This is a genomic window from Silvibacterium bohemicum (assembly GCF_001006305.1).
Classification (GTDB): Bacteria; Acidobacteriota; Terriglobia; order Terriglobales; family Acidobacteriaceae; genus Silvibacterium; species Silvibacterium bohemicum.
Genome location: NZ_LBHJ01000020.1, coordinates 274137 through 286523, shown reverse-complemented (window position 1 = coordinate 286523; position 12387 = coordinate 274137). Strand labels below are relative to the sequence as shown.

Here is a 12387-nt window from a genome sequence, read left to right as displayed (position 1 = left end):
CAATCGCAAGTCCTCTCCTGCGACTGCACGCCGAAGCTGCATTCAAGATCGTTGTTCCTGTTATGCACGTAGCATTACTTCTGCTAACCTTGCGACTGCCTGACGGGAGCCCGCACAGAATCGAATGAACCAGCGGATCACACGACGCCATTTTCTCGAAGCGTGTGCCTCCATGGGATTGGCGTTGCCCATGCCTCTGTCTTTGGCTGCGCCCCTGTCTATGTTTGACGTGAAGCATCCGCGTGGCCTGGACTTCAGCCATGTGAATTCGCCCACACCGCAGAAATACCTAATCGAGACGATGGGTGGCGGTGTGGCGCTGCTCGACTACAACAACGACGGATTGCTCGATATTTTTCTAGTCAATAGCGGGCGGCTCGCCAACCCCATGCACGCACCCGAGACATTCGACCGGCAAGATCCCAGGAATTGGAATCGCCTCTACCGGCAGAATCGGGATGGAAGCTTCACGGACGTAACGAAGGAAGCCGGTCTGGCGAACGCAGGTGACGGCAATTACGGCATGGGCGTGGCGGTCGGCGATTACGACAATGATGGCTTTCCCGACCTGTACGTTACGAACTACGGAAAAAATACTCTGTATCACAACAATGGCGATGGCACCTTTACTGACGTCACCGCTAAGGTCGGCGTGGAGACTGGAGGTTGGAGCTGCTCCGCCGGCTTCTTTGATTACGACAACGACGGCCATTTGGATTTATTCGTCACACGCTACATGCAATGGGATACGCAACACAGCAAGATCTGCGGGGGCGAGTGGCAGACCTATTGCCCGCCAGCCGAGTTCCCGGCGACCACAAATATCCTCTATCGCAATCGCGGCGATGGCACATTCGAAGACGTCAGCCATCGTTCCGGGATTGCGTCAATCAAAGGGCGCTCGCTTGGCGTGGCCTTCGCGGACTACGATGACGATGGATTCACCGACATCTTCGTTTCCAACGACGGCATGCGCCAGTTTCTCTTCCACAATAACGGAGACGGGACATTTACCGAATGCGCTCTGGAAGCGGGCGCGGCGCTCACCGCCGATGGCAAGCCTCTATCGGGCATGGGCACCGTCTTCCAGGACTACGACAATGACGGACGGCCCGACATTCTGGTCACCGTGTTGCCTCGCGAGGATTACGCGCTCTTTCACAACGATGGCAACGGATCCTTCAGTTACCGCAGCCTGCAGGCGGGCCTGGGCTTGCTCTCGGCCGCAAGCTCGGGGTGGGGCGCATGTCTCGAGGACTTTGACAATGACGGCTGGAAGGATTTGTTCGTCGCTCAGAGCCATGTGCTGGACAACGTAGAGCAGATCGACCATATGCTGCATTACAAAGAGCAGCCGTTACTGGCGCTCAATCACAACGGACACTTCGAACGAGGCGATTCAGGGGTCACAGCAGCGATTGCAGGCCGCGGCGCAGCGTTTGGCGATTTGAATAACGATGGCTGGATGGACGTGGTCGTTACTTCGCTGGGCGGAGAGCCGCTGGTGCTTTTTAATCACGGCGGATCCGGAAATTGGCTTTCCATCTCCCTGCGCGGAACGCGCAGCAACCGCGATGGACTAGGTGCGCGCGTGCAGGTCAACGGTCAGACGCGATACGCTACCACCGCTGGCAGTTACATTTCGGCCAGCGACAAACGTCTGCACTTTGGCCTCGGCACAGCCGAGATGGCCAAAGTGGAAATTCACTGGCCCTCGGGCATTCACCAGATCCTTGAGGGTGTAAAAACCAATCAGTTTCTCGAGGTTCGCGAACTGGAGAAGTCATGAGTGGAGCTTTCCTGTCAGTCTTGCTCGCGCTGCAGACCTCCGTGCCGCCGGCCCTCCAGCATTTTCATGCCGGAGTGGAGGCAGAAAAGAACGGACAATTGGATACGGCGGTCGTCGAGCTTCGAAAGGCCACCGAACTCGATTCCACACTAGCAGTCGCGTTCGCCGATCTTGGTGGGGTATACATCGAAAAACGCGATTATTCGGCAGCCATTCCACCCCTGAAGCGGGCCCTAGAGCTCAATCCGGGCCTGAATGGAGCCCACCGCTTGTTGGGATACGCACTGTTGGCGCAAGGGTATGCCACGGAAGCGATTCCGCACCTCGAACAGGCGCACGCCGAAGACGCGCTCGGTATCGCTCTGCTCGAAGCGGGAAAATTGCCGGAGGCCCTGGCAGTTCTTGAAAAAGCTCTGGCTCAAAATCCGAATGATCCGGAATTGCTCTACTACTATGGCCGAACCTCGGGCCTGCTATCCAAACAAATTTTTGATGAACTCGAAGCTCGCTTCCCTGATTCCGCGCGTGCTCATCAGATGATGGCGCAGGACTACGCCGTCCTGCGCGATGTCCCGGGCGCCGAACGGGAATTCTTCGAAGCACTGCGCCTGAGCCCGCAGACAGCCGGCTTGCACCTCCAACTCGGCGAGCTCTACGCCCGCGCGCAGCAATGGGACAAGGCAGAAGAACAATTCCGGCTAGAAACTGGAATTCAATCAGGGAGCGCCGAAGCATTTTATCGGCTTGGTGAAGCTCTACTGCAGCTGGGTAAATTCCACGAAGCGCGCGAGGCGCTCGTCCATTCCGACCAGCTGAGACAAGACATGCCGGAAACCCTCTACCAGCTGGGCAAAGCGGCGGCTATGGACGGAGACGATACGACGGCGCAAAAGTCCTGGAAGCACCTTCTAAGTTTGGAAAAAGATACTTCGCTTGCCTCGCAGGCCCATTTTGGCCTCGCTGGTATCTATCGCAAACAGGGAAAGCACGCGGACGCGGATCGTGAAATGGAAGAATTCCGCAAATCGCAGAGCAAACCGGCCCACACTGATGATTCGCAGAAGTAGCCAATATCATCTCTATAGCAACAAGAAGAGCGGAGAGGGCGACGACCTGATCTCAAGCGCCCAAAGTTTTGGATCAAATCCGGCACGCACGATTTTCGGGTGTGCCCAGCTTGATTTGTACTGATGACTAAGGGACACATTGGAATTTTGAGGGGCCATCAGCGCTTCCTCCACGTCAGTAACACTTTGCTAAAGAATCTTAGCGCGGCTGTCGCTTTTTATTCTTCACTGCTGCCATCGCCGTTGAAAATTCCCGCTGTTTTATAGGCCAGAGTACGAGCGCCAGGATAGCCAGTAATCCGGTGGAGCACACGCTGAAGCCAACGAGCGCGAGCGTCTGCTTGCGCAGCAAAGACCGGAACTCTGCGGACTGGTTATTCATCGCACGCGTTTCATCCGCTCCCAGTTTGTGCAGGCTGTTCAAGGCCACAGGTCGCGCGCTCGAAAGGCCGGATATGGCCGCTCCGAGTTCCGCCCACCTGTTAACGAGAGCGTCGTCCACGGAGCAGACGATCGCTTTGACCACAAGTGCGGCTAGTGTAAATTCTGCCGAGATACCTGTTGATTGGGACGATCAAGCGAGAACGTCGGAATTTCAATATCAAAGCACTCGCCGTTATCAATTTGCATTTGATAAGCCCCGCCCATCATTCCCGAGGGCGTATCGAGAGGCGCGCCACTCGTATATTCAAAGCTCTCTCCTGGCTTGAGGACCGGTTGTTCCCCAACAACTCCCAGTCCTTTGACCTCGGTCAATTCTCCACGCGCATTCGTGATCATCCAGTGCCGGCTTAGCAGATGCACCGTTTCTGATCCCTGATTCTCGATGATCACTCGATAAGCCCAAAAATACTGGGAGCTGGCCGGCGATGATCTCGTCTCGAGGTAAGTTGGCTCGACGCTCACTGCTATTCCTCGAGTGCTTGCCATATACGGTGTCCGATTTGCCATAGGATAAGTTTAGATCAAACGGATGGGCTGGATGTCCGGCAATGATTCTGAATTGACTGCACCAGGGCGACGCGCTCCTTAAGCTAAGCCGCATCGCCGGATTTCCGCTAAACGCGTTCTCTACGAGCGAGTCACTAATGTCAATGTTTTCCTCATCAGAATCGTTACTGTTGCTTGTATCCGCACTCTGATGAGTCGGATCGATCTGGATCTGGACTCGGGTGCCTGTTGGGCGCGCTCCGTTCCTCCCCAGAAGGCCGAGCGGTCGTAGGGCGTCAGTGGATGTCCGTTCCTGAGGCGTTCTGGCAGGTCGGGATTCGACGGAACATGTGACCGATTGCAAGTCGATGCTCAAAATCGAGGTGGGATACTTCGCACAGCAACCCTAACCGCTCTGGAGTGGTTTCGAAATCGACTCCAGCGATTTTCCGGCAGTCTCGATGCCAAACTTCGCTTCGCAAACTCCGGCGGCGAGCATGAGAATCGAGCCCAGGCCGTAGCCGAGTGAAACCGCCAGCCGGGAGTGGGTATCAATGAGCTCTCCGAAGAAAAGCGGCGCGCCGACACCTCCGGCGAGTGTGCCGAGCGCATAGAAGACGGCGATGGCAAAGGCGCGCAACTCCAGCGGAAAGATCTCGCTCACGGTGAGGTAGGCCGCGCTGGCTGCCGAGGACGCGATGAAGAAGACCACGCTGAAACAAATGCTGACGGTCAAAGGCCCAGCAGCGCCCGTGGCGAACGGTATCGCTGTGCCTGCTAATACAATCCCCGCGGCGCAGTAGGTAATCGAAATCATCTTTTTGCGGCCCACGGTGTCGAAGAGGCGGCCTATGGTCAGAGGGCCCAGGAAGCTGGCAATCGCAAAGGGAAGAAGATGCCGGGGGATCTGCTTGTCGGGGATATGAAAGAACGTCTTGCAGACCAGGCCATAGCTGAAGAAAACAGCGTTGAAGAAGAACGCCTGCGCAATCATCAGGATGAGCCCGAGATAGGTGCGCGGACGATTTTCTCCGAGCATGTTGGCGAAGATATCGCGCCACGGAGTGTGGTCGCGCACCTTTATCTTGAGGGGATCGCCTTCGAGCTTGGGCAGGGAGTTCGGCTGTCCGCCGCTGATCTTGTTTTCGATCCGATGAACGATTTCTTCAGCACGCTGCTCTTGCCCGCGAAGCATGAGCCATCGCGGACTCTCCGGCACCGAAAGGCGCAGCAGGAAGATGACGACTCCGAGAACACCACCGATGCCGAAAGCGAAGCGCCAGCCGTGATTTCCGCCGATGGCGTGACCGCTGAGCAGATAGATTGACGCCAGCGCGCCGACGGTTCCACCAATCCAGAATGTCCCATTGACGATGAGGTCAACCGTTCCGCGTACCCGGCCGGGGATGAGTTCGTCGACGGCGGAATTGATAGCAGCGTATTCGCCGCCGATGCCCACGCCGGTCAGCGAGCGAAGGATGGCGAAAGAAAGAAAATTCCATGAGAAGGCACTGGCGAGAGTGGCCAGTGAATAGGTCGCGACCGTGACCAGAAAAAGCTTCTTGCGGCCGAGCCGGTCAGTGAGATACCCAAAAAGGAGGGCTCCGAAGACTGCGCCGGCGAGATAGGTGCTGGCTGCGGCGGTCACCTGCTTGTCGGTGAGAGAAAGCCCCTGGGGTGTAGTGAGAATGCTGGCGAGGGACCCGACCAGCGTGACCTCGAGGCCATCGAGGAGCCACGAGGTGCCTAGCGCCGTGAGAATGCGGAGATGCCAGCGCGACCACGGCAAGCGGTCGAGACGCCGCGGGATATCGGTTTCAATCGTCTGCCCGTTAGGAACGGTGGGTGTAGTCGCCATCTTTGCTTGGATGAGATGCGGACGGGATTCCGCTTTCTTCTCTGTTCAAGATGATGAGGAAAAGTTGCAAGCGTGATGGGTCGGAATTCTGGCCTACCAATACAAGGCGTCGCGGACGGGGCTAATCGTTTCACATACGGCTGCATCCAACTGGTTACGGCAGTTTAAAACCGGGAGGAGAACTACTGTGACAGACAACGAGCAGAAATCGAAGCAGGGACAACAGAAAGTAAGCGATGGATTGGCAGAGCAAGCTGAAGTTTCATCACGCCAGAATCCGGATCAATCAGAGGTTGAATCGGCCAAGGATAAACGCGCGCAGGGCGAAATCGAGGCAACCGAGGCCACACAGCAGAAGAAATCGGCTTGACCGTAGATCATCGGGCGATGGCGAAACCACTCAAAAACATGCTTTAGCGCGCCCTGAGCTGCCACAACTCACAATTCGATGTACGGTCACTCGGGTTGCGGGAACTACATCCTGCTTCGGTGATAACCTCTCAGGAAGTCAATTAAGATATGGCACTGGCACTTATGGTCGTACTCTAAGTCGATCAGCTCAGCATCCACGATTGAGCTACCGATTGCCTTCGCGCAAGCCATACGGATCGAATCGTAGTATCGGGCAATATCATTGAATCGGTGGGGACAAACGGGAGTCAGGTTGATGCTCGGCGATTCTCGCTTCACTATGGATTGTCTCCGTGGGAAAGTGAGTGAGTCACAAACGATGGGGATTAGACTTGTCCATTTGAGGTTCGGGTGCCTACATTGCGTGAACGGTTGGAATTAGGTGGTCAAGTTGGAAATATTATGAAGAGCCATTTGAAGCGTTCCGCAAAGGCGGCAGAAAGTGAATACGGCCATGAAGTCCGGCAAAAAAAGATGAATCTTCCCGTCGAACCACCCGTACTTCCGATGCTGGCGAAGCGTGTGGATAAGTTGCCTATCGGTTCCGGGTGGATTTACGAGCCCAAGTGGGATGGCTTTCGTACGCTCGTATTTCGCGAAGGGGATGAGATTCTGCTTCAAAGCCGGGAAGGGAAGCCGCTGAACCGCTACTTTCCGGAGTTGATCGACCCGCTGCTGGAGCAGTTGCGTGATAAGTGCGTTCTCGACGGGGAAATCGTGATCTCAAGAAACGGCGCGCTCGACTTCGATGCGCTGCAGCTCCGCATTCACCCGGCGGCATCGAGAGTGAAGCTGCTTAGCCAGCAGACGCCCGCCTCCATCGTATTCTTCGATCTGCTTGCTGAGGGTGATCACGATTGGCGAGAAAAGGCATTTGCTGCTCGACGCGAAAAGCTGGAATCGATCCTCTCAAAAGCGAAATTGCCGCTCCATATCACGCCGGCCACCGATGATCCTGCATTGGCGCGCGACTGGTTCCAACGCTTCGAGGGAGCTGGCTTCGACGGTGTTATCGCGAAAGCTAAGGACAACACTTATCAATCCGACAAGCGAACGATGTTCAAAGTAAAACATGAGCGTGACTGCGACTGTGTTGTCGCGGGGTTTCGCTGGTATCGTAAGGGCGATAAGCCTGCGGTAGGGTCATTGCTGCTTGGGTTGTACAACGAGTCGGGAACGCTGCAGCATGTCGGCGTCTGTGGTAGCTTTCCACTTGAAAAGCGGTATGAACTTGTGGAGTACCTCGAGCCCTATCGGAAGAATGCTGCTGCGGACCATCCATGGAGCGAAATCCTCGACGATGAGGCCGAAGGTGGCGCTGGCTCTCGAAGGCCTGGCGCACAAAGCCGCTGGAGTCAGGGGAAAGATCTCTCATGGGAGCCGCTTCGGCTGGAACTCGTTGCAGAGGTGGCATATGAGCACATGCAGAGTGGACGGTTCCGCCATATGGCGCAGTTTCGGCGTTGGCGCTTCGACAAGAAACCGCAGGATTGCACGTACGAGCAGCTGGAGGTCGTACCACCGGAAGAGTTGAAATCAATCTTCCCGAAGAATCGCTGAATTATCGTTTTGACGAATCGCCGCGAGGTTTCCTGGCCTTGCGCGTCGGGTCGTCATCGGGATCGGGAGCCTCCTGATCCGGCCGTATGCCCTCCGGAACATTGCGCAAGTTCACGCGGATTCTTGTCCATGTCGAAGACGTGCCTCGCATCGAATCCACGAGTACATCTTCCACGTTCAGATACTCGGCCGCTTTCGAATGTCCTGCCTTCCATCTCTCAAGACCCGCCAACGCAGCTTCTTTATCAGCAGAATTGGCCACAACGATCAGCGGCATCTTGGTTCGAGCTGCTTTCGCACGTGAAGGGGCAACACGAGGTTTCTCGTCTGCAGTTTTGCGGAAATGGGGCGGCCATGGTGCGTCGCCGAGGTTTGCAGCATCGTCGAGCGCGGCCATCTCGAGAAGCTGTTCAAGCGAGCCAGCGTGCGCGTCCATGTCGGCGTGGGGATCGCCGATGGTCGCGAATCGCTTCGGCACAGTGAAGACGGTGAAATCTGCGGGGTTACAATCGGGAACTTCATCCCATGTAAGCGGCGTTGAAACTCGCGCGTCGGGTAAAGGCCGAACCGAATAGGCTGAAGCCGTCGTACGGTCCTTGGCATTCTGGTTGTAATCGATGAAGACACCATGCCTTTCCTCTTTCCACCATTTGGAAGTGGCCAGCGTGGGCACACGGCGTTCGACCTCGCGAGATAGAGCAAGTGCTGCGCGCCGGACCTCATCGAAGGTCCATCTCGGCTCGATTCGAACATTGATGTGCATCCCTCGTGATCCGCTCGTCTTGGGCCATCCGTGCAATCCGCGTTGTTTCAGCAAAGCATTTACCTCGAGCGCAACTCTGCGCACATCTTCCCAGCCAACTCCTGGACCGGGATCGAGGTCGACTCTCAATTCATCGGGATGGTCGAGATCGCTGGCCCGTACGGCGTGCGGGTGCAGCTCTATGCAACCGAGATTCACGATCCATATAAGTCCGGCGGTATTGTCGACTACCAGCTCTTCCGCGGTTCTGCCGGAAGGAAACGAAAGCGTAATCGTGTGCAGCCAGGCGGGATGATCTTCGGGAGCACGTTTCTGATAAAAGGCAGGCTCTTCCGCCCCATTGACAAACCTTTTCAAAACGATCGGGCGATTTGAGATACCGGCGAGCGCGCCGGGAGCAACGGACAGGTAGTAGTTGACGAGGTCCAGCTTGGTGAGCTTGATTTGCTTCGAAAAATAAAGCTTCTCCGGATGTGTGACTTTTACCTCTTGCCCATCGATCTGGAGGACCTCCGCTGCTTCTGTTTTTGCCATATCGCCGCACCCCGTCCCCACATCACGATCTGATGCTTTGATCTGGGCAGGGGAACGCGCGATTTCTTCCATCCGTGGGAAGCCCGTGAATTCACTAACAGCCTTAATCCTTTCCATCTTCCCCTTAATTGCATCTAACTCATTTCATAGAACCCAATGGTCAGGAAATAACAGCGGATGTGGATTGTTCGGCTTGCGCTTCGGCGCCCTTATACTTTTGTCGTCTTTTCGCTGCTGATGCTGCTCTTGGGGATTGGCACTTGTATCGAAGCGCCTAAGGATATTTATCCGTACATCGATATTCCGGTTGTCACGATTGTGTGGAGCTACACCGGACTTCCTCCGCAGGAGATGGAAGGCCGCATCGTTACGGTGTGCGAGCGTGCGCTGACCACCACCGTCAACGACATCGAGCATACGGAATCGGAGAGCTACCAGGGCGTCGCCGTCATTCGCGTATTTTTTCAGCCTCGGGTGAAGGTGGAGCTTGCCTTGTCGCAGATCACCGCGGTGGTGCAGACTGTGCTGCGTGTGCTGCCTCCGGGGACTTTCCCGCCGAATATTCTCAAATACGATGCATCGAGCGTTCCCATTCTGCAGCTCGGTCTCTCCGGGCAGGGGCTGACCGAGGAAGACCTCTACGACCTGGGGCTGTCCTTCATCCGGCCGCGGCTGGCGAATGTGGAGGGTGCTTCGATTCCGCTTCCATATGGCGGCAAGGTGCGCCAGGTCCAGGTGGATATCGATCCAAATCAGATGTACGCGAAGCATCTGTCCGCGGTGGACATTTCAAATGCGGTCAACAATCAGAATTTGATTCTACCCGCGGGATTAGCGCGGATCGGCGACCGCGAATTCATCGTAAAGCTCAACTCGTCGCCAGCGCTGGTGTCCGCGCTCAACGATCTGCCTGTTCGCGCCAACAATGGCGCGGTTGTTCTGGTCAAAGATGTGGCGCAAGTTCGGCTTGGCTACGCGCCGCAGGAAAATATAGTTCGACAGGATGGAAAACGTTCGGCACTTCTTACGGTATTGAAAAACGGGGAGACCTCCACTCTAGACATCGTCAAGAACGTGAAGCAAATGCTTCCTCTGGTGAAGGCTGGATTGCCAGCCGGACTGCAGATCACGCCGCTCTTCGATCAATCGATCTTTGTCTCGGAGTCGATCACCGAAGTGGTGCGCGAGGCGGCAATTGCCGCGGGACTGACCGCGCTGATGATCCTGCTTTTTCTCGGGTCATGGCGATCGACTCTGATCGTTTGCACTTCGATTCCGCTTTCGATTGCGACTTCGCTTGTCATCCTCTATGCGCTGCAGCAGACCATTAATGTGATGACTCTGGGCGGCCTAGCCTTGGCGGTCGGCATTCTTGTTGACGATGCAACGGTCGAGATCGAAAATACGCACCGCAACATGAGCGAGAAGAAGCCGCTGGTGCGCGCCATTCTCGATAGCGCTCAGCAGGTGGCTGCTCCCGCATTTGTTTCGACCCTTGCCATATGCATGGTCTTCACGCCAGTGGTGTTGTTAACCGGGCCCGCGCGGTATCTATTCACGCCGCTCGCGATGGCCGTAGTGTTTGCCATGATGGCCTCCTACTTCCTGTCGCGGACTCTGGTGCCAACTATGATGCACTACCTCCTCGATAAAGAGATTGCGCTTTATCAGGATGAAGAGGCAGCGAAGAAAGAAGAAGAGGAGAACTGGATCTGGCGGATTCACTCGAAATTCGACCGATGGTTTGAGCGGCGTCGGGAAAACTATAAAAGTGCGCTGGGCTGGACCCTTGAGAATCGCGGACTCACCATCGGCATCTTCGGGGTGTTCGTTCTCCTCTCCGTGCCGCTGGTTTTCATGATCGGCCAGGACTTCTTTCCGTACGTGGATTCCGGGCAGATGGATCTTCACGTCGATCCCCCACAAGGAATGCGGCCTGAAGATGCAGAGCAATATTTCGCTGCCGTAGAGAAAGAGATACGCCGCATCATCCCGCAAGATCAGATCAAATTGATTCTTGACAATATTGGATTGCCCAATGGGGGCATCAACCTCGCATTCTCCACGAGTTCCGTTACCTCGGACTCGGACGGCGATGTGCTCATCTCTCTGAAGCCGGGCAAGCGAAATACGCAGCTCTATATGCGCGAGCTGCGCACCGATCTGCATGATAAATTTCCCGACGGCGTATTTTTCTTTACGCCGGCAAATATCACCAATCAGATTCTTGACTTTGGTCTGCCCGCTCCCATTGATCTGCAGGTCGCCGGCCCCGGAAAAACTAACTACCAGCTCGCACAGAAGCTGTTGAAGCAGGTTCAGGCGATCCCTGGCGTAGCCGACGTTCACATCCATCAACAAGTGGCGCAGCCAACCATCGATGTCAATGTGGACAGGGTCAAAGCCCAGCAGATCGGACTCACCCAGGAGAACATCGCGCAAAGCATGCTCATCTCGCTCACGGGGACTGGCCAAACTGCTCCGAATGAGTGGCTGAATCCGCAGAACGGCGTGAACTATCAGGTCGTGGTCCAGACACCCACTTACAAGATTGATTCGCTGCAATCGCTGGCGCGTACGCCGCTCACTTCTCCTGCCGGCAATACCAGCCAACTGCTGGGCAATGTCGCCAACTTTCAGCGGGACATCGTGCCGGCCATCATCAATCACTACAACATCCAGCGAGTCTATGACATCTACGCCGATACCGACCAGAGAGACCTGGGCGGAGTGGCGAGCGACATCAGAAAAGTCATGGACAAAGCCGAGAACGACTTGCCGATCGGCACATCGCTGGCGCTGCGCGGCGAAGTTCAGACGATGACCAATTCGTTCGTGCGGCTGGGCATTGGAATCATCTTTGCAATTCTTCTCGTGTACCTGCTCATGACAGTGAACTTCCAGAGCTGGCTCGATCCGCTCATCATTCTTATGGCGCTGCCTGTCGCATTCGCGGGCGTTTTATGGATGCTCTTCCTCACCGGCACCACGTTCAACGTGCCGTCTCTGATGGGCGCAATCATGACGATCGGCATTGCCACCGCAAACAGTATCCTGCTCATTGTCTTTGCGAACGACGAACGCGCCACTGGAAAAGATAGTCTCGAGGCCGCAATGAACGCGGGCTTCACGCGGCTGCGTCCGGTCTGCATGACGGCGCTGGCCATGATCATCGGCATGCTTCCGATGGCTCTGGCGCTGGGTGAAGGCGGCGAGCAGAATGCCTCCCTGGGGAGAGCCGTCATCGGGGGACTTCTGCTGGCGACCCCAGGAACTCTGTTTGTGGTGCCCGTTATGTATTCGTGGCTGCGCACCGAAGCGCCGGTGAACTATGACGAAGAGATCGACAAGGCATACCACGAGGGTGACGAGCAGCCGGAAAACGACGATGAATCCAATCGCGAGCCGGGCGGCAAACGCGCCACGGGAGAGCAGACTTCGGGAGGCGAGCCGCAGCCGGCTTGAGTAGAAATCT

At 56.1% G+C, this 12387-nt stretch carries 9 protein-coding genes; 5 read left to right on the top strand and 4 right to left on the bottom strand.

All coding sequences use genetic code 11. From position 1 onward, the window contains the following. Window positions 1-124: 124 nt before the first annotated feature. Both XX99_RS24410 and XX99_RS24405 read left to right on the top strand, forming a co-directional pair. Window positions 125-1789 carry a CRTAC1 family protein gene (locus tag XX99_RS24410; protein ID WP_231581597.1) on the top strand — a complete coding sequence of 555 codons (1665 nt, stop codon included), beginning with the start codon at window positions 125-127 and terminating at the stop codon, window positions 1787-1789. A 20-nt stretch (window positions 1790-1809) separates the two neighbouring features. Continuing rightward, window positions 1810-2856, top strand: coding sequence for a tetratricopeptide repeat protein (locus XX99_RS24405; protein WP_184084597.1), 1047 nt, complete (start codon window positions 1810-1812; stop codon window positions 2854-2856). Window positions 2857-3055: 199 nt separating this feature from the next. Here XX99_RS24405 and XX99_RS24400 read toward each other — a convergent pair whose 3' ends face one another. The 3 genes from XX99_RS24400 to XX99_RS24390 all read right to left on the bottom strand — a co-directional run bounded on the left by XX99_RS24400 (window position 3056) and on the right by XX99_RS24390 (window position 5644). Continuing rightward, the gene (locus tag XX99_RS24400) at window positions 3056-3286 is read right to left on the bottom strand and encodes a hypothetical protein (RefSeq protein ID WP_156186198.1); all 231 of its coding nucleotides are present in this window, start codon (window positions 3284-3286) and stop codon (window positions 3056-3058) included. 104 nt (window positions 3287-3390) lie between these two features. Next, entirely contained in the window at window positions 3391-3786 is a 396-nt protein-coding gene (apaG, locus tag XX99_RS24395) for a Co2+/Mg2+ efflux protein ApaG (protein WP_260315147.1), read from the bottom strand. A 406-nt stretch (window positions 3787-4192) separates the two neighbouring features. After that, window positions 4193-5644, bottom strand: coding sequence for an MFS transporter (locus XX99_RS24390; protein WP_050062029.1), 1452 nt, complete (start codon window positions 5642-5644; stop codon window positions 4193-4195). Between the two features lie 187 nt (window positions 5645-5831). Between XX99_RS24390 and XX99_RS24385 the strand changes: the two genes are divergently transcribed. Both XX99_RS24385 and XX99_RS24380 read left to right on the top strand, forming a co-directional pair. Then, window positions 5832-6014 (top strand): hypothetical protein, encoded by a 183-nt coding sequence (locus tag XX99_RS24385; RefSeq protein ID WP_050062028.1) that lies wholly within the window; start codon window positions 5832-5834, stop codon window positions 6012-6014. A 392-nt stretch (window positions 6015-6406) separates the two neighbouring features. Beyond that, entirely contained in the window at window positions 6407-7615 is a 1209-nt protein-coding gene (locus XX99_RS24380) for an ATP-dependent DNA ligase (protein WP_231581596.1), read from the top strand. A 1-nt stretch (window position 7616) separates the two neighbouring features. Here the strand turns inward: XX99_RS24380 and ligD are convergent, their stop codons facing one another. After that, entirely contained in the window at window positions 7617-8912 is a 1296-nt protein-coding gene (ligD, locus tag XX99_RS24375; RefSeq protein WP_050062395.1) for a non-homologous end-joining DNA ligase, read from the bottom strand. Between the two features lie 177 nt (window positions 8913-9089). Between ligD and XX99_RS24370 the strand changes: the two genes are divergently transcribed. Continuing rightward, on the top strand, window positions 9090-12377 hold the full coding sequence (locus XX99_RS24370) for an efflux RND transporter permease subunit (RefSeq protein WP_050062027.1): 3288 nt from the start codon (window positions 9090-9092) through the stop codon (window positions 12375-12377). Window positions 12378-12387: the final 10 nt, after the last annotated feature.

Bases quoted from the DNA above. Each gene is read 5' to 3' on its own strand.
- XX99_RS24410 (WP_231581597.1), top strand. From the start codon at position 125: ATGAACCAGCGGATCACACGACGCCATTTTCTCGAAGCGTGTGCCTCC.
- apaG (WP_260315147.1), bottom strand. From the start codon at position 3,786: ATGGCAAGCACTCGAGGAATAGCAGTGAGCGTCGAGCCAACTTACCTC.
- XX99_RS24390 (WP_050062029.1), bottom strand. From the start codon at position 5,644: ATGGCGACTACACCCACCGTTCCTAACGGGCAGACGATTGAAACCGAT.
- ligD (WP_050062395.1), bottom strand. From the start codon at position 8,912: ATGGCAAAAACAGAAGCAGCGGAGGTCCTCCAGATCGATGGGCAAGAG.
- XX99_RS24370 (WP_050062027.1), top strand. From the start codon at position 9,090: ATGTGGATTGTTCGGCTTGCGCTTCGGCGCCCTTATACTTTTGTCGTC.